General features: G+C 75.8%; 16 protein-coding genes. 7 read left to right on the forward strand and 9 right to left on the reverse strand.

Annotated features, from left to right (window positions below; all coding sequences use genetic code 11):
• Positions 1-45: 45 nt before the first annotated feature.
• From PSR1_RS02265 to PSR1_RS02290, 6 genes are all read right to left on the reverse strand, one after another.
• Complete coding sequence (locus tag PSR1_RS02265) at positions 46-1,245, reverse strand: murein transglycosylase A (RefSeq protein WP_059436022.1); 1,200 nt, start codon at positions 1,243-1,245, stop codon at positions 46-48.
• 65 nt (positions 1,246-1,310) lie between these two features.
• Positions 1,311-2,219: a DMT family transporter gene (locus PSR1_RS02270; protein WP_059436023.1), complete on the reverse strand. Its 909-nt coding sequence runs from the start codon at positions 2,217-2,219 to the stop codon at positions 1,311-1,313.
• 18 nt (positions 2,220-2,237) lie between these two features.
• A complete protein-coding gene (locus PSR1_RS02275; RefSeq protein WP_059436024.1) occupies positions 2,238-2,999 on the reverse strand; it encodes a TerC family protein in 762 nt (253 codons plus the stop codon).
• 52 nt (positions 3,000-3,051) lie between these two features.
• Positions 3,052-4,056: an MBL fold metallo-hydrolase gene (locus tag PSR1_RS02280; protein WP_059436025.1), complete on the reverse strand. Its 1,005-nt coding sequence runs from the start codon at positions 4,054-4,056 to the stop codon at positions 3,052-3,054.
• 19 nt (positions 4,057-4,075) lie between these two features.
• Positions 4,076-5,038, reverse strand: coding sequence for an electron transfer flavoprotein subunit alpha/FixB family protein (locus tag PSR1_RS02285; RefSeq protein ID WP_059436026.1), 963 nt, complete (start codon positions 5,036-5,038; stop codon positions 4,076-4,078).
• A 45-nt stretch (positions 5,039-5,083) separates the two neighbouring features.
• On the reverse strand, positions 5,084-5,887 hold the full coding sequence (locus tag PSR1_RS02290; RefSeq protein WP_059436027.1) for an electron transfer flavoprotein subunit beta/FixA family protein: 804 nt from the start codon (positions 5,885-5,887) through the stop codon (positions 5,084-5,086).
• 222 nt (positions 5,888-6,109) lie between these two features.
• Here PSR1_RS02290 and PSR1_RS02295 point away from each other — a divergent pair, with 222 nt between their 5' ends.
• The 3 genes from PSR1_RS02295 to PSR1_RS02305 all read left to right on the forward strand — a co-directional run bounded on the left by PSR1_RS02295 (position 6,110) and on the right by PSR1_RS02305 (position 9,226).
• Positions 6,110-6,607: a DUF3015 domain-containing protein gene (locus tag PSR1_RS02295; protein WP_059436028.1), complete on the forward strand. Its 498-nt coding sequence runs from the start codon at positions 6,110-6,112 to the stop codon at positions 6,605-6,607.
• A gap of 72 nt (positions 6,608-6,679) precedes the next feature.
• Positions 6,680-8,602, forward strand: coding sequence for a DUF4105 domain-containing protein (locus PSR1_RS02300; protein ID WP_059436029.1), 1,923 nt, complete (start codon positions 6,680-6,682; stop codon positions 8,600-8,602).
• 33 nt (positions 8,603-8,635) lie between these two features.
• Positions 8,636-9,226 (forward strand): DedA family protein, encoded by a 591-nt coding sequence (locus PSR1_RS02305; RefSeq protein WP_059436030.1) that lies wholly within the window; start codon positions 8,636-8,638, stop codon positions 9,224-9,226.
• A gap of 7 nt (positions 9,227-9,233) precedes the next feature.
• Here the strand turns inward: PSR1_RS02305 and PSR1_RS02310 are convergent, their stop codons facing one another.
• Complete coding sequence (locus tag PSR1_RS02310) at positions 9,234-10,322, reverse strand: GNAT family N-acetyltransferase (RefSeq protein WP_059436031.1); 1,089 nt, start codon at positions 10,320-10,322, stop codon at positions 9,234-9,236.
• Positions 10,323-10,387: 65 nt separating this feature from the next.
• Between PSR1_RS02310 and PSR1_RS02315 the strand changes: the two genes are divergently transcribed.
• Positions 10,388-11,866 (forward strand): PLP-dependent aminotransferase family protein, encoded by a 1,479-nt coding sequence (locus tag PSR1_RS02315; RefSeq protein WP_059436032.1) that lies wholly within the window; start codon positions 10,388-10,390, stop codon positions 11,864-11,866.
• Here the strand turns inward: PSR1_RS02315 and buk are convergent.
• Positions 11,839-12,945, reverse strand: coding sequence for a butyrate kinase (gene buk, locus PSR1_RS02320; RefSeq protein WP_059436033.1), 1,107 nt, complete (start codon positions 12,943-12,945; stop codon positions 11,839-11,841). The two genes, PSR1_RS02315 and buk, sit on opposite strands and share 28 nt — an antisense overlap.
• On the reverse strand, positions 12,942-13,865 hold the full coding sequence (locus PSR1_RS02325; protein WP_059436034.1) for a phosphate acyltransferase: 924 nt from the start codon (positions 13,863-13,865) through the stop codon (positions 12,942-12,944). The genes buk and PSR1_RS02325 overlap by 4 nt, the downstream gene beginning before the upstream one ends.
• A 125-nt stretch (positions 13,866-13,990) precedes the next feature.
• Between PSR1_RS02325 and PSR1_RS02330 the strand changes: the two genes are divergently transcribed.
• From PSR1_RS02330 to PSR1_RS02340, 3 genes are read left to right on the forward strand one after another with little or no spacing between them, the layout of a single operon-like run.
• Entirely contained in the window at positions 13,991-15,631 is a 1,641-nt protein-coding gene (locus PSR1_RS02330) for a thiamine pyrophosphate-dependent enzyme (RefSeq protein ID WP_059436035.1), read from the forward strand.
• The gene (locus PSR1_RS02335) at positions 15,624-16,112 is read left to right on the forward strand and encodes an indolepyruvate oxidoreductase subunit beta (RefSeq protein WP_059436036.1); all 489 of its coding nucleotides are present in this window, start codon (positions 15,624-15,626) and stop codon (positions 16,110-16,112) included. The genes PSR1_RS02330 and PSR1_RS02335 overlap by 8 nt, the downstream gene beginning before the upstream one ends.
• 13 nt (positions 16,113-16,125) lie before the next feature.
• Complete coding sequence (locus tag PSR1_RS02340) at positions 16,126-17,451, forward strand: phenylacetate--CoA ligase family protein (protein WP_059436037.1); 1,326 nt, start codon at positions 16,126-16,128, stop codon at positions 17,449-17,451.
• Positions 17,452-17,453: the final 2 nt, after the last annotated feature.

Here is a 17,453-nt window from a genome sequence, read left to right on the forward strand (position 1 = left end):
GGTCCCCGCTCGCGGTGAGCCCGTCGAACCGCGGGCGGGGCCCGGCTACCTGAGCAGCAGGTACCAGAGCCGCCCCGGCTGCTTCATGCGGCCGGCGGCGTTCGCGGCGTAGGGGCCGCTGCCCAGGTACAGGTCCACGCGGCCGGAGGTGCGGATGGCCCCGCCCGCGTCCTGGTCGAGCACGAAGCGCGAGAACGGGCGCATGGTGGCCGAGGTCGCGTCCACCGGCCGCTCGGTCTCCAGGAACGCGAGGCCGCCCTTCGGGAACACCTTCGCGTCGGCGGCGATGGTGCGGTCCGGGGTGACCGGGACGCCCAGCGCGCCGATGGCGTCGTCGGCGAAGCGGAAGAACACGTAGGACGGGTTGGTGGCGAGCACCGCCGCCTGCTCCTCCGGGTGCGCGAGCAGCCAGGCGCGGATCGACTGCATCGACACCTCCTCGCGCCGGAGCGCGCCGCGCCGGACCAGCTCCGCGCCCACCGCGGCGTAGCGCTGGCCGTTCTTGCCCGCGTAGGTGACCACGCGCGCGGTGCCGTCGGGGAGGCGCACCACCCCGCTCCCCTGGATCTCCAGGAAGAACGCGTCGAGCGCCGAGTCCACGAAGCAGAGCTCCGCGCCCTTCCCCTCGAGCGCGCCGCGCGCGATGTCGGCGCGGGTCGGGTAGGGGACGAGCCGGCCCTGCTCCACCCGGCCGACGACGTCCTCCGCGACCTGCGGGAAGTCGCGCGCGCGCACCACCACGAGGTCGTCGGGCGCGCGGTGGAGCGGCACCTGGTACGGGCCGCCGCGGGCGAGCGCGCCGCGCAGCTCGGGCAGGTAGTAGCCGGTGAAGAGCACCGTCCCGCGCCCGTCGCCGGCCGAGCGGAAGGCGCGGAACTCGCGGCGGAGCGCCTCGCGCAGCGCGTCCGGCGAGGGCCGCGCCGCCACGAGGGCGCGGAAGCGCGCCAGCGTCGCGCGCACGCGCTCGAGCGGCACGCGCTCCTTGCCGTAGGCGAACGTCCGGCCCGGATCCGAGGCGGCGAGCCGCGCCAGCCAGGTCTCGGTGCGGCCGATCGCGTCCTCGAGGCCGGCGTAGTCGAGGTCGTCCGCGAACGCCGGGAGCTCGGACGGCGGCACCTCGCGCAGCGCCTCGTCGGCGGTGCGGGCCGGCGCGGGCGGGGGCGCGTGGCGGCAGGCGGCGAGCGCCGCGGTGAGCACCAGGACGAGCGCCGCGGCGAGGGCGTGCTGGAGAGGCGTGCGTCGCATCGGGCCGAAGGTAGCAGAGGTCCCGACGCGCGGCGCGGGCCCGGCGCTCGCCCCGGCGTCGCCGGCTACGCCGCGGGCGCGCGGGCGCGGGCCCTGGCCTCCGCCGCGCGGGCCTCCAGCACCCCGCCCACCTCGCCGGCCAGCACCCCGAGCACCATGAGCGCGCCGCCGGCCCAGTCGAGCGGCCCGAGCGGCTCGCCGTAGTACAGCCAGCTGAACACCGCGGCGGCGGCGGGCTCGAGCGAGAAGATGAGCGCGGCCCGGACCGCGGTGGTGTGGCGCTGGCCCCAGTTCATGACGAAGAAGGCGAACGCGGTCATGACGAGGCCGGTGAACGCGACCACCAGCACGAAGTGGCCGGCCCCGGCCGGATCGAAGCGCGGCCCCTCCAGCGGGACGAGGACGAGCGCGCCGGCCAGCGTGACCAGCACCTGCACCGCCACGAACGGCGCGAGCGGGTGGCGCGGCGCCCACTCCGAGGTGAACGTCACCTGGAGCCCGTAGGCGACGGCGCAGAACAGCGTGAGCAGGTCGCCGAGGCGGACCTCCTCCGTGACCGCGCCCGCCGTGAAGGGCCGGGTGAGCAGGACCAGCCCGGCCACCGCGAACGTCACGCCCACCCAGAACGCGGGGCGCACCCGGCGCCCCAGGAACCAGCGCGCCACCACCGGCACCACCAACACGTTCAGGCCGGTGATGAACCCGGAGCGCGCGGGCGTGGTGTGCCGGAGCGCCACCGTCTGCAGCACGAAGCCGACCAGCATGGTCAGGCCGAGCAGGAGCCCGTGCCGCCAGAACCCCTCGCCGAGCGGCGCGCGCGGCCGGAGCGCCCAGGCGGCGAGCAGCGCCACCGCGGCCAGGCCGAAGCGGGCGGTGAGGAACACGCCCGGCGAGGCGGTCTCGAGCGCCTCCTTCACGAGCGCGAAGGTGGTCCCCCACAGCAGGGTGAGGGCGAGCAGGGCGAGGTCGGCCACGGGCGCGGCGGGGCGGCGCTAGCGCCCGGCCCGCTCCTCCTCGAAGCGCCCGTGCAGGTGGACCGGCGCCTGCCGCGCCTTGCGCACGCGCATGTTGAGGAGCTCGACGCCGAGGGAGAACGCCATGGCGAAGTAGACGTAGCCCTTCTCGATGTGCCTCCCGAGCCCCTCGGCCACCAGCATCACGCCGATGAGGATGAGGAAGGACAGCGCCAGCATCTTGATGGTGGGGTGGCGCTCCACGAAGCCGCCGATCGCGTCGGCGAAGATCAGCATCACGCCCACCGCGAGGACCATGGCGGCGACCATCACCGGCAGGTGCTTCGCCATCCCCACCGCGGTGATGACCGAGTCGAGCGAGAACACGATGTCGAGCAGCGCGATCTGCACGATGACCGCCCAGAACGCGGCGCCGCCGCCGGCCTTCCGCGCCTCGGCGTGCTCGACCTCGAGCTTGTCGTGGATCTCGTGGGTGGCCTTGGCGATGAGGAACAGGCCGCCGCCCAGCAGGATGAGGTCGCGCCCGGAGATCTCCCGGCCCAGCACCTCGAAGAGCGGCCGGGTCAGCCCCATCACCCAGCTGATGGCGAACAGCAGCCCGAGCCGGGTGAGGAGCGCGAAGGCGAGGCCCAGCTTGCGCGCCTTCCCCTGCTGCTCCTGCGGCAGCCGCCCGGCGAGGATGGTGAGGAACACCACGTTGTCGATGCCGAGGACGATCTCCATGGCGGAGAGCGTCACCAGCGAGATCCACGTGTCGGCCTGGCCGAGCAGCTCGAGCATGGCGCCTTGAATGCCCGATGGCGCCGCGGTTGTCGAGCGGCGGCGCGGCCGGTCAGGCCGCCAGGTAGCGCCAGGGCTCGGCCGCGCGATCGCGCCGCACCTCGCCGCGCGACTCCATCACCTCCAGGTTCGCCACCGTCTCGGAGAGGGTGAGGAACGCGTCGGCGGGGCGGGCGTGGGGCCAGAGCGCGCGGGCGATCTCGTGCGCGGTGCGCGGCCCGGCCCGGAGCAGCTCGAGCATCCGCGCCTGCCGCTTCGCGTAGAAGCCGACCAGGGCGTCGATGATCTCGCGGTGGCCGCCGAACGGCGGGCCGTGGCCGGGGAGCACCAGGTCCACCTCCATGGCCCGCAGGCGGCGGAGGCTGTCGAGGTAGGCGAGCAGCGGGTGGAAGAAGCCGTCCTGGCCGTCCGGCCCGAGCTCGACGAGCGGGTTCGGCGACACCTTCTCGAGCAGGTGGTCGTCGGAGAAGAACAGCCGCTGCTCCCGCTCGTACAGGCACAGGAGCCCGGGGGTGTGCCCCGGCATGTGCATCACCTCGAGCGCGAGGTGGCGCGTGCGCAGGACCTCCCCCTCGGCGAGGCGGCGCACCTCGGGGAGCCGCCGCGCGTAGCGGAAGCCGCCCTCGCCCTGCCTCGCGAGCACCTCGACCACCTCGGGCGGCACGCCCTGGCGCGCGAGGTACGCGGCGAGCCGCGGCGCCAGCTCCCGCCAGCGCGGCCCCTGCTCCGACATCTTGGGCGCGTCGGCGGGGTGGCCGAACACCGGGACGTCCGGGCCGCCGTGCCGCTCCTGCACGAAGCGCGCGGCGCCGTAGTGGTCCACGTGGCCGTGCGAGACCACGATGCGGGTGACCTCGTCGAAGCGGCGGCCCAGGCGCGCGAACCCGGCCTCGAGCGCCGCCTGGGCCTCGGGCGTGCCCAGGCCGGCGTCGAACATGAGGAGGCCGCCGCCGGCGTCCTCGACCAGGTAGGCGTTGACCGGCCCGCCCGCCTGCGGGAACGGGACCGGGATGGCGATGCGGTGGACGCCGAGCCCCTCGAGATCCGCCTCGGTCACGCCCGCACCGCCCGCCCGCTCACTTCGACGCCTTCACCTTCTCGGTGAGCGCCGGGAGCGCCTGGAACAGGTCCGCCACCAGGCCGTAGTCGGCGATCTGGAACACCGGCGCGTCCGGGTCCTTGTTCACCGCCACGATCACCTTCGAGCCCTTCATGCCGGCGAGGTGCTGGATGGCGCCGGAGATGCCCGCCGCCACGTACAGGTCCGGCGCCACCACCTTGCCGGTCTGCCCCACCTGCCAGTCGTTCGGCACCCAGCCCGCGTCCACGGCGGCCCGGCTGGCGCCCACCGCCGCGCCGAGCACGTCGGCGAGCGCCTCGACCGGCTTGAAGTCGCCCTTCGTGCCGCGGCCGCCCGACACCACCACGCGCGCCTCGGTCAGCTCGGGCCGCTCGCTCTTCACCTCGCGGAAGCCCACGTGCCGGGTGCGCAGGCCGGCCGGCACCTGCGCCGCCACCTCGTGCACCGCGCCCTTGCCGGCGCCCTGCTCGGCGGCCGGGAACTCCGTCGCACGGACCGTGAACACCTTCACCGGCGTCGCGATCTCCACCTCGGCGAGCACGTTGCCCGCCCACATGGGCCGGCGGAACGTGACGGCCGGCCCGTCGCCGCCGAAGCCGAGCACCTCGGTGGCCATGCCGGCGCCGAGGCGGGCCGCGACGCGGGGCAGGAGGTCCTTGCCCTGGGCGGTGGCGGCGGCGCCCACGTACGCCGCGCCGCAGGCCTTCGCGAGCTCCGCGATCACCGGCGCCCAGGCGTCGGCGAGCGGGTGCTCGAGCGCCGGCGCGTCGGCCACGTGCACCTCCGCGCCGTACGCGGCGAGCGCGTCGGCGAGGGGGCGGACGCCCTTGCCGAGCAGCGCCACGTGCAGCGCGCCGCCGGTGCGGGCGGCGACGGCGCGGCCGGCCGAGATGGCGTGGAGCGTCGCCTTGCGGATCTGGCCGCCGCCCTGCTCGGCCACGATGAGGACGTTCGACATGTCGCCTCCGGAGGTTCGATCGCCGCGCGAGGCGCGGACGGTGGGCTAGAGGACCTTCGCCTCGTCGTGCAGCTTCTTCCAGAGCTCCTCGACGTCGGCCACCTTCACGCCGCCCTTGCGGGCGGGCGGCTCGGCGAGGCGCTTCACCACCACCTTCGGCGCGAGGTCCACGCCGAGCGAGGCGGCGGCCAGCTCCTGGAGCGGCTTCTTCTTGGCCTTCATGATGCCGGGCAGCGAGGCGAAGCGCGGCTTGTTGAGGCGCAGGTCGGTGGTCACCACCGCGGGCAGGCCCAGCTCCAGCGTCTCCACGCCGCCGTCCACCTCGCGCACCACGGTGAGCGCCTTGCCGTCGGCGGAGAGCACCAGGCCCGGCTCCTTCTTCTGCTCGGCCTCGCTCTCCAGGCTCTCGGTCTTCGAGGCGAACGTGCCCTGCGGCCAGCCGAGCCGCTCGGCCAGGTACTGGCCGGCCTGGTTCTGGTCGTCGTCGATGGACTGCTTGCCGAGGATGACGAGGTCGGGCTTCTCCTGCTCGACCACCTTGGCGAGCAGCGCCGAGACCACCACCGGATCGAGCGGACCGTCGTGGCGGACGAGGATGCCGCGGTCGGCGCCCATGGCGAGCGCGGCGCGGATCTCGGTCTGCGACCTTTCCCCACCGATGGAGGCGACCACCACCTCGCCGCCGTGGCGCTCCTTCAGCCGGAGCGCCTCCTCGACGGCGATCTCGTCGAACGGGTTGATCTTGTAGTTGACGCCGTCCGTCACGATCCCGGAGCCGTCCGGCTTCACTCGGATCTTCGACTCCGGGTCCTCGACGCGCTTCGCGGTCACCACGATCTTGAGGGCCATGATCGCTCCTGATTCCGGAATCAAGTCTGGGGCTCGACCATATTGCGCAGTGCGCCACGGTGCCGCAACCGAAATCCTGTCCTGCCCGGCAGGGCCCCGACAAGGGTCGTCTGCGAAGTTCGCAGGCGTGAGAGACAGCGGTATACGGGAACGATCTCCACGGAAAGCATGCGTGGGGGACTTCACTGGGGGTTCGTGAACCCCCGAACGAAAGGGAGACACATGACCCGCATCACGCTCGCGCTCGTCGCCGCGCTGCTCGCCGTGCCGGCCGCCGCCGCCGATCAGACCGCCTCCGCCATCAAGGGCACCGGCCGCTACGGCACCGCCGGCTGTGGCCTCGGCTCCATGGCGTTCGGCAGCACCCCCGGCGCGGTCCAGATCCTGGCCGCCACCACCAACGGCACCTTCGGCAACCAGACCTTCGGCATCACCACCGGCACGTCCAACTGCGGCAGCGGCGTGTTCGCCGCGGGCACCAAGAACTTCGTGGACGCGAACCGCGAGGCGCTCGCCAAGGACATCTCCCGCGGCGAGGGCGAGGCCATCGGCGCGCTCACCGTGATCAACGCCTGCGAGAACTCGCACGCGGTGGGCGCGGCGCTGCAGAAGAACTTCAAGTCGATCTTCCCGAGCGAGAGCGCCTCGAACGACGACGTGACCAAGGCGATCCTCGACACGCTGCACGGCGACGCGGCCCTCGGCTGCGGCCGCAGCTAGCCCGCACCGACGCTTCGACGGAGGGGAGCCCTCGCGAGAGGGCTCCCCTTTCGTTTACCCTCGTCGCCCCGCATGCTCGGCCCGCTCGCCCTCGCCCTCGCCCTCGCGCTCGCGTCCCCGCCCGCCCCGCCGCCCGCCGACCCCGCCTACCTCGGCGAGCTCGTCGCGAAGGCCCGCGCGCTGCGGCTGGCGGAGGACCCGGGCTGGCTGAAGCTCGGACACTGGCGCCCGCGCCCGCTGGGCGGCTGGAAGAGCGAGGCCGACGGCGCGAAGTTCTTCCGGGCGCGCGACGGGAAGACCGATCCGGCCGCCGAGCTGGAGGCGACGCTGGCCGGCTTCCTCGACGCCACGCCCAGGGCGGACGAGCTCGACGACGCGCAGTGCCGCTTCCCGGCGCGCTTCGCGTTCCTGGGCGGGCGGCTCGGCTTCGACCTCGCCCGCCTGCCGCCGCGCCGCTGCCCGCGCTTCGAGGACTTCTACGGGAAGATCCGGCCGCAGGGCGTGACGGTGGTGTTCTCGTCCTACTACCTCAACAACCCCGCCTCGGCGTTCGGCCACACCCTGCTCCGGCTCGACAAGGCGCCGGAGGCAATCGGCGGCAAGCACTTCGAGCTGCTCGACTACGGGGTGGACTACGCCGCCACCGTGGACACCGGCAACGCGGTGCTCTACGCGGCGAAGGGGCTGCTCGGCTTCTTCAAGGGCGAGTTCAAGTACTACCCGTACTACTACAAGGTCCGCGAGTACGGGGACTACGAGTCCCGCGACCTGTGGGAGTACGACCTCGAGCTCACGCCGGGCGAGGTGGCGCTGCTCGGCGCGCACGTGTGGGAGCTGGGCGGCACCTGGTTCGACTACTGGTACCTCGACGAGAACTGCAGCTACCACGTGCTCGGCGCGCTGGAGGCCGCCGCGCCGCGGCTCGACCTGCTCTCGCACGTGGGCCGGGCGGTGGTGCTCCCGTCGGACACCGTGGTGGCGCTGTTCCGGAACCCGGGCCTGGTGCGGCGCGTCCACTACCGGCCCTCGATCCGCACGCAGTTCGAGGCGCGGGCCCGCCGGCTCTCCGGCGCCGAGCTGCGCGAGGTGGAGGCGCTCTCCCGCGACCCGGCGGCGCCGCTCGACCCGGCCACCCCGCCCGACGCGGAGGCGAAGGTGCTCGACGCGGCGGTGGACCTGCTCGACCTGCGCCACGCGCGCGAGCTCATCCGCGGCCTCGGGCCGAAGGCGGCGCAGGACCGGCAAGCGCTGCTCGAGCGCCGGGCCGCGCTGGGCGTGGCGAGCGCGCCGCTCGCGCTCCCCGTCCCGGAGGCGCGCCGCCCCGAGCGCGGCCACGGCTCCCTGCGCCTGGGCCTGGGCGGCGGCGCCGTGGACGGGCAGGGCGGCACGGTGCTCCTCGATCTCCGCCTGGCGCTGCACGACCTCGGCGATCCGCCCGAGGGCTACCCCCCCACCGCGCAGATCGAGTTCCTCCCCACCCGCCTCCGCTGGACGCCGCGCGAGCGGCGGGTGGACCTCGACGACGTGGCGCTCGTGCGCATCGTCTCGCTCAGCCCGGTGACGCGCTTCGACGCCCGGCCGTCCTGGAAGGCGAGCTTCGGCGCCGCCACCGTGCGCGACCGCGGCTGCGACCGGTGCGTCGCCTTCGCGAGCGAGCTGGGCGGCGGGCTGGCCGCGGCGCTGCCCGGCGGCCTCGACCTCGCCGCCACCGGCGACCTGGAGCTGCGCGCCTCGCCGCGGCTCTCCGGCGCGGGCGGCACCGGGTGGCGCCCCGGGATCGGCCCCTCGGCGCTGGCGCGGCTCCGCCTCGGGTCCCGCGCCGTCCTGCTCGCCGACGCGCGCTGGCGCTGGCTGCCCGAGGCCGCGCCCCGCACCACCTGGTCCTGGGGCGGCGCGCTCCGGCTGCACCTCGCGCGCGACCTCTCGCTGGCGTTCGAGGGCCGGCGGCAGCCGCTCGCCACCGAGGCGGCGGCCCTGGTCCTCGGCTACTTCTAGGCGCGCGCCCGCGACCGGCCGTAGATTCGCGAGATGCTCCAGGGCCTGCTCGCGCGCTACGGCTATCTCGCCATCCTCGCGCTGCTCGGCGGCGCGGGCCTGGGCCTTCCCATCCCGGAGGAGGCCACGCAGCTCGGCGCCGGGGTGCTCGCGCACCAGGGCTACCTGCGCCTGCCGCTCGTCATGGCGGTGTGCTGGGCGGGGATCGTGGGCGGCGACCTCGCGTGGTTCCTCGTCGCGCGGCGGCACGGCGAGCGGGTGCTCGGCGCCCGGCCGGTGGCGCGGGTGCTCACGCCGGAGCGCCGCGGCCGGCTGGAGGGCCACCTCGCGCGCCACGCGTTCCTGTCGGTGGCCGTCGCCCGGCACACCTCGGGCCTGCGGCTCGCCGCCTTCGCGCTCGCGGCCACGCACGGGGTACGCGTCCGCACGTTCCTGCTGGCGGACGGCCTCTCCGCGCTGGTCTCGGTGCCGCTGGTGGTCTCGGTCGGCTACCTGTTCTCGCACCACCTCGGCGAGGCCGAGCGCGGCGTGCGCCGGGTCGAGCTCGCGGTCCTCGGCGCCGTGCTGGTGGCGCTCGCGGTGGCCGTGTGGATCCGCCGGCGGCGCGCCCGCGGCGCGGCCTGAGCGGACTTCAGGCCGCGTCCGCCCCGCCCGCCTCGGCGGGCACCTCGCGCACCAGCACCATCTCGGTGGAGGTCGCGGAGCGCCGCTGGCCGGCCGCGTCCGCGAAGCCGAAGCGGGCGTAGAGCCCCTGCGCGTCGCGGGTGACGAGGCGGACGAAGCGGGTGCGCCGGAGCGCGGGGTGGTCGAGGAGCAGCGCCACGAGCCGCTTGCCCAGGCCGCGCCCGCGCCAGGCCGGCGCCACCACCACGTCGTAGATCCAGGCGTGGCGCGGGTCGGCCATGGCGCGCGCCGAGGCGACGAGCGCGCCGTCCGCGTCGCGGGCGCCCACCCAGGCGGTGGAGGCGAGGTGCGAGGGGCCGGCCAGCGCGGCGGGCTCGCCCTCCCACCAGTACTCGCCGGCGAGGAGCGCCTCGACGGCCGGCGCGTCGGCCTCGCCGAGCGCGACGTGCAGCCGGACCCCGGGGATCCCCGCGGCGAGGAACGCCGGCTCCGGGGCGCCCGGGTTCGCGGCGCGGACGGCCTCGATGGCGGCGACGTCGCCCGGGGCGCCGCGCGCCCACAGCCCGGCGAGCGCGGCGCCGATCTGCTCGGGCGTCCGGTTCTGGAGCAGCTTCCACTTGCCGTCGAGCGCCTCGCCCAGGCGGACGCCCAGCACCAGGATCCCGCGCAGCTCGCCCGCGTAGAGCGGGTCGTCGGCGCGGATGGGGCGGTAGCGCCCCTCCGGCTGCCAGCGCGCCATCAGCGCCGAGAGCACCTCGGCCTTCCGCGCCGGGTCGGTCAGCTCCTCCAGCGTCCCGTGCGCCTGCACGCTCCGGTAGAGCGTGGTGGCCGGACAGGCGCGCACCGGATCGGCCATCCAGCTGGGCAGGTGCGCCACCAGCTCCTCGGCGGAGACCACCGCCGCCCGGCCCAGGCAGCGCGCCTTCTCGCCGGCGCGCGCGCCGTGGAACCAGACGCCGTCGTCGAGCACGGCGGCGTCGAGCGCGCGCAGCACCGGCGCGCCCTCGGGGGTGGTGGTGGCGAGGTGCACGGTGGGCGCCCGCCGCAGCAGCGCCAGGGCCTCCGCGCGGCCGGTCCGGAAGATCTCGCGTCTCATGCGCGGCAGCCTGCGCCGGGGCTGGTCTGGCGAGAAGGTCCAGTTTCGAGGTATCGGATGGACCAGTGCGCACCTGGCAGACCCCGCTCTCGCTCGACCGGGCCGACCCGGCCCCGCTCGCCGTGCAGATCGCCCGCGCGCTCACCGCCCGGATCCGCGCCGGCGCGCTCCGCCCCGGCGCGCCGCTCCCCTCCAGCCGCGCGCTGGCGCGGACGCTGGGCGTGCACCGCAACACCGTGCTCGCCGCCTACGGCGAGCTCGCCGCCGAGGGCTGGATCGCCTCCGACCCGGCCCGGGCCACGCTCGTCTCGCGCGACCTCCCGCCCCCGGCCCCCGGCGCGGCGGGCGCGCCCGGCCCGGCGGCGCGCGCCGGCTTCGACCTGCCCCCCGCCCCGTCCGACGCCACCTGGGAGACGCTGCCGCCCGGCACGCTCGAGCTCCTGGGCGGCACGCCCGATCCGCGCCTCGTGCCGGTGGCCGCGCTGGGGAGCGCCTACCGCCGGGCGCTGCGCCGGCGCGAGCACCTCGCCTACGGGGACGCCGCCGGGCACCCGCGCCTGCGGGCGGCGCTGGCGCGCATGCTGGGCGAGGCGCGCGGGCTGGCGGTGCCGCCGGAGGCGATCCTGGTGACCCGGGGCGCGCAGATGGCGCTCGCGCTCGCCGGGCGGGCGCTGCTCTCGCCCGGCGACGGCGTCGCGGTCGAGGCGCTCGGCTACCGGCCGGCCTGGGAGTCGCTGCGCCTGGCCGGGCTCCGCACCGTGCCGGTGCCGGTGGACGCGCGCGGGCTGCAGGTGGAGCGGCTCGAGGCGCTCGCCGCGGCGGGCGCGATCCGGGCCGTCTACCTCACCCCGCACCACCAGTACCCGACCACCGTCACGCTCGCGCCGGCGCGGCGCCTCGCGCTCCTCGAGCTGGCCCGGCGCGCGCGGCTCCTCGTCCTCGAGGACGACTACGACGCCGAGTTCCACTACGAGGGCCGCCCGGTGCCGCCGCTCGCCAGCGCCGACGGCGCCGGGGTGGTGGTGTACGTGGGCACGCTCTCGAAGGTGCTCGCCCCCGGCCTGCGGATCGGCTGGCTGGCCGGCCCGCGCGACGCGATCGCGCGGCTCACCGCGCACCGGCGCTTCCTCGATCGCCAGGGCGACCTCGCGGTGGAGGCGGCCGTCGCCGAGCTGTTCGAGGAGGGCGAGGCGCAGCGGCACGCCTGGCGGACCCGCCGCGTCTACGCGGGCCGCCGCGAGGCGCTCGCGGCCGGGCTGCGCGCGCACCTCGCCGGCGCGCTCTCCTTCCGGACCCCGGCGGGCGGGATGGCGTTCTGGTGCCGGGTCGCGCCGGGCCTCGACCCGGAGGCCTGGGCGGCGCGGGCCCTCCGCGCCGGGGTGGCGGTGCAGCCGGGGCGGCTGTTCGCGCACGATCGCCGGCCGCGCCCGTTCCTCCGGCTCGGCTTCGGGCGCCTCGACGAGCGCGAGCTGGCCGAGGCGGTGCGCCGGCTCGCCGCCGCGCTGCCTCGCGGGGCTCAGCGCGCGGGCGCGAGCGGCGCGTAGCGCCGGGCGGGCTCCTCGCCGGAGAGGACGCGCAGCGCGCCCTCGGCGAGCGCCCGCAGCTCGTCTTCGCCCGGGTGGACCTCCACCGGCGCGATCCACGCCACCCGGCGCCGGACGCCCTCCACCACCGGCGCGAGGTGGGCGAGCCCGCCGGTGAGCACGATCGCGTCCACCCGGCCGTCGAGCGCGACGGCCATCGCCGCCACGGCCTTCGCCGCCTGGTAGCACATGGCGTCCACGAGCAGCGCGGCCCCGGCGTCCCCGCGCCCGGCGCGCGCCAGCGCCTCGCGGACGTCGCGCGTGCCGAGGTGCGCGTAGAGCCCGCCGTCGCCGAACAGCCGGCGCTTCACGGTCCGTGCGTCGGCGCCCGGCGCGAAGCACAGGTCCACGAGCGCGGTGGCCGGCACGCCGCCGGCGCGGTCGCCGGAGAACGGCCCCTCGTCGCGCGGGTTGACCACGTCCACCATCCGGCCGCCGGACAGGGCGCAGAGCGAGATGCCGGTGCCGAGGTGCGCGAGCACGAGCGAGAGCGCCTCGAGCGGGCGCCCGGCCGCGGCCGCGTGGCGCCGCGCCACCGCGCGGAGGTTGAGCGCGTGGACGAAGCTGGTGCGCTCCACCCCGGCGAGCCCGGTGACGCGCGCCACCGGCGCGAGCTCGTCCACCGAGACCGGGTCCACCACCAGCGCCGGGCAGCCGTGCGGCGCGGCGAGCGCGCGCGCCATGGGCGCGCCCAGGTTGGAGGCGTGCTCCCCGTGCGCGGCCCGCTCCAGCTCGCCGACGAGCGCCTCGTCCACGAGGTAGGCGCCGGCGGCGAGCGGCGGGAGCAGCCCGCCGCGTCCGGCCACCGCGGCGAGGTCGCCCGCCCGCACCCCGGCGCGAGAGAGGAAGTCCTCCGCGGCGGCGACGCGCCCGGGCAGCTCGTCCCAGATCCGCGCCGCGGGCCTGGCCATCGCCTCGGGGTGCAGCACCTTCTCCTCGCGGACCAGCCCGCCCCCGCGGAACAGGCCGAGCTTGGTGGACCCGGCCCCCGGGTTCACCGCCAGGATCAGCGGCGCGGCCGGCCCGGCGCCTGCGCTCACGGGGCGCCCCTCGCCGCCGCCAGCACGCCGAGCGCGATGGAGCAGAGCTTGTCCTCCGGCCGCTCCACCCGCGACGGGATGAGCACGGGCGCGCGGGCGCCCACGATCACGTGCGCCACGCTCCGGTGCGCGAGGTAGGTGAACGCCTTCCCGAGCGCGTTGCCGACCTCGATGGTGGGCACGAGCAGGACGTCGGCCCGGCCGGCCACCGGGTGGTCGATGCCCTTCTGCCGGGCGGCGTCGGCGGAGAGCGCGTTGTCGAGCGCGAGCGGGCCGCCCACCACGCATCCCGACAGCTCCCCGCGCGCGTTCATCGCCGCGAGCGCGGCCGCGTCGCGGGTGTGCGGCATGGCCTCGGCCACGGTCTCGACCGCGCACAGGCAGGCCACCCGCGGCCGGTCGTACCCGAGCGCGCGGAACAGCGCCGCCGCGTTCTCCACGATGGCCCGCTTCTGCCCGAGGTCCGGCGCCACGTTCACGCCGCCGTCGGTGACGCCGAGCAGCCGGGGCGCGGCGGAGAGCGGGTGATCGGCCACGAGCACGTCGGAGAGGAGCCGCCCGTCGCGGAGCCCGTCCCTGCGATCCAGGATGGCCTCGAGCAGCGCGGAGGTCTGGAGCCGGCCCTTCATCAGCACCGCCGCCTCGCCGCCGCGGACCATGGCCACCGCGCGGCGCGCCGCGTCCTCGTCGCCCGGGGCCTCGTGCAGCTCGAACAGCGCCGGATCCTCTCCGAGCGCGCGCAGCCGCGCCGCGATCTCCGAGCGCCCGCCCACCAGCACCGCGTCCGCGATCCGCTGCCGGCGCGCCAGCGCCGCCGCCGCCAGCGCGGAGTCGCTCGCCGCCGCCGCCACCACCAGCCGGAGCGGGCCGGCGGTCCGGGCCTCCGCGGTCAGCCGGGCCAGGGTAGGGATGGGAATCATCAGCCCCGTTCAGGTATCATGCCGGGTCCACGTCCAGAGACGACCGCGACCGGCCCGTTCTATCGCGGACCGGGGGCGGCCTGCACGCCCCGTGATCCGGCGCGCGCGAGAGGAGAACCCGAACGATGGAACGGCGGCTTCTATCCGGCGACGAGGCGGTGGCGGCGGCGGCCCGCGACGCGGGCGTCCGGCTCGGCACCGGCTATCCCGGCACCCCCTCCACCGAGATCCTCCAGGCGCTCGACGCGCTGGGCGGCCGCGCCCAGTGGGCGCCGAACGAGAAGGTGGCGCTCGAGGTGGGACTGGGGGCCGCGTTCGGCGGCGCGCGCGCGCTCGTGACCATGAAGCACGTCGGGCTGAACGTGGCCGCCGACCCGCTCTTCACCGCCGCGTACACCGGCGTGACGGGCGGCCTGGTGGTGGTGAGCGCCGACGATCCGGGCATGGCCTCCTCGCAGAACGAGCAGGACAACCGGCACTACGCCGCCGCGGCCGGGCTGCCCATGCTCGAGCCGGCCGACTCGCAGGAGGCCTACGACCTCACCGTGGCCGCGTTCGAGCTGTCCGAGCGCTTCGCCATCCCGGTCATCCTCCGCATGACCACGCGCGTGTGCCACTCGAAGACGCTGGCCGCGCGCCGCGCCGACCTGCCGGCCCCGCCCGCCCCGGCGTTCGTGCGCGACATCCCCGGCCGCGTGATGATCCCGGCCTACGCCCGCCCCGCGCACCGGCGGCTCCGCCAGAAGCTGGAGGCGCTCCAGGCGTTCGCCGAGGCGACCCCGCTCAACGTCTGGGTGAAGGGCGACCGCGCGCTCGGCGTCATCACCTCCGGCGTGACCGCGCGGCACGTGGCCGAGGCCGCGCCGTCGGCGAGCCGGCTCGAGCTGAAGACCGTCTACCCGCTCCCCCTCGAGAAGATCCGCGCCTTCGCGGCCAGCGTCGATCGCTGCGTGGTGGTGGAGGAGGGCGACCCCATCTTCGCCGACGCCATCCGCGCCGCGGGCATCGCGGTGGAGTCGAAGGAGGCGCCGTACCGGTTCGGCGAGCTGGACGTGCAGCGGGTGCGCCGGATCCTGGCGCGCGACCGCTCGCCCGAGCCGGAGCCGCCGAAGGGCCGGCCGCCGGCGCTGTGCGAGGCCTGCCCCTACCACCCGGTCTACGCCACGCTCCGCAAGCTCGACTGCATCGTGGCGGGCGACATCGGCTGCTACACGCTCGGCGTCCTCCCGCCGTACCAGGGCATCGACACCTGCGTCGCCATGGGCGCCTCGCTCGGCGTCGGGCTGGGCCTCCGCCACGTGCTGCCCGAGGCGGACGCGCGGCGGGTGGTCTCGATCATCGGCGACTCGACGTTCGTCCACACCGGCCTGAACGGCCTCGTCGAGATGGTCTACAACCCGCCGCCCACCGGCCACGTGCTCGTCGTGCTCGACAACGGCACCACCGCCATGACCGGCCAGCAGGAGCACCCCGGCACCGGCCGCACGCTCGATCACGAGCCCACCGGCAAGGTGTCGATCGAGGGGCTGGCCCGCGCGCTGGGCGTCGCGAACGTGGACGTGATCGACCCGGTCGCCGATCCGGCCGGCTGGGAGAAGCTGCTGAAGGACCGCCTCGCCGAGCCGAAGCTGTCCGTCATCATCGCGCGGCGGCCCTGCATCCTCGCCGCGGCCGACATCCGCAAGTACGAGAAGGCGGCCGACGAGAAGCGCGCCGCGCTCGCCTGCGCGGGCTGCGCCGGCGCCGGGGAGGTGTCCGATGCCTAGCCGGACCGTGAACGTGGTCGTCGCCGGCCTGGGCGGCCAGGGCGTCATCAAGGCCTCCGACATCCTGGCGGACGCCGCCTTCCGCGCCGGCCTCGACGTGAAGAAGGCCGAGGTCCACGGCATGAGCCAGCGCGGCGGCTCGGTCACCACCGACGTCCGCTTCGGCGCGCAGGTCCTCTCGCCCATGGTCCCGGCCGGCGAGGCGGACTTCCTGCTGGTGCTGGCGCCGTCCGAGCTGGAGGTGACCCGCCCCCTGCTCCGGCCCGGCGGCCTCCTCATCCCGCCCGACGCGGTGGACGAGGCGAGGCTCCCGAACCGCCGCAGCCTCAACGTGGCGCTGCTCGGCCTGCTCTCGCACCACCTCGAGCTCGACGAGGCCCACTGGCTCGCCGCCATCCACGCCGCGCTGCCCGAGCGGCTCCACGCCGTGAACGACGCGGCCTTCCGGCTCGGCCGGGAGACCGCCGCCGCCGCGCGCTGACGCGGGAGGCCCCGTGACCACCTCCTGGAACGACGCCGGCAGCGCCTTCCACCCCGCCAGCGCCCCCGACTTCCTCCCCCGCCGCGAGCTGGAGCAGCTCCAGCTCGCCCGGCTCCGCGCCGTGGTGGCGCGCGCCTACGAGAAGGTCCCCCTCCTCCGCCAGCGCATGGAGGCCCGCGGCGTCTTCCCCGACGCGCTGCACGCGCTCGAGGACCTCGGGCGCCTGCCGTTCACGGTGAAGGCCGACCTGCGCGACACCTACCCGTTCGGCCTGTTCGCCTCGCCGGTGGAGGAGATCGTCCGGCTGCACGCCTCCTCGGGCACCACCGGCAAGCCCATCGTGGTGGCCTACACCGCGGCGGACCTGGAGGTGTGGACGAGCGTGATGGTGCGCGCGTTCGCCGCCTGCGGGCTGCACAAGGGCGACCTCATCCAGAACGCCTACGGCTACGGCCTGTTCACCGGCGGCCTCGGCGCGCACTACGGCGGCGAGGCGCTCGGCGCGACGGTGATCCCCATCTCCGGCGGCAACACCGAGCGCCAGCTCATGGTGCTGCAGGACTTCGGCGTGACCGCCATCTGCTGCACGCCCTCGTACATGGTCCACCTCATCGAGCGCGCCCGCGACGCGAAGATCGGCTTCGGGCGGCTGAAGGTGGGCGTGTTCGGGGCCGAGCCCTGGTCCGAGTCGATGCGCGCGCACATCGAGCGGGAGGCCGGCATCCGCGCCCACGACATCTACGGCCTCTCCGAGATCATCGGCCCGGGCGTGGGCATCGAGTGCGTCCACCGCGACGGGCTCCACCTGTTCGAGGACCACTTCTACCCGGAGATCGTGGACCCGGAGACCGGCGCGGTGCTGCCGGACGGCGCGGAGGGCGAGCTCGTGCTCACCACGCTCTCCAAGCAGGCGATGCCCATGATCCGCTACCGGACCCGGGACATCACCGCCATCGATCCCGAGCCCTGCCCGTGCGGCCGCACGCTCCGGCGCATCCGCCGCATCGGCCGGCGCTCCGACGACATGTTCATCATCCGCGGCGTGAACGTGTTCCCGTCGCAGGTGGAGACCGCGCTGCTGCAGGTCGAGGGGACGCTGCCGCACTACCAGATCGTCCTCACCCGCGCGAAGGGGCTCGACGAGATGGAGGTCCAGGTCGAGGTCACGCCGGAGGTGTTCTCCGACGAGATCCGCGGCCTGCAGCGGCTGCAGGAGCACCTCGCCGCCGCGCTCGAGCAGGTGCTCGGCATCCGCGCGCAGGTGACGCTGGTGGCCCCGCGCACGCTGCAGCGCAGCGAGGGCAAGGCGAAGCGCGTCATCGACCGTCGCAGCATCTGATC

The sequence above is a fragment of the Anaeromyxobacter sp. PSR-1 genome, from assembly GCF_000964525.1.
Classification (GTDB): Bacteria; Myxococcota; Myxococcia; order Myxococcales; family Anaeromyxobacteraceae; genus Anaeromyxobacter.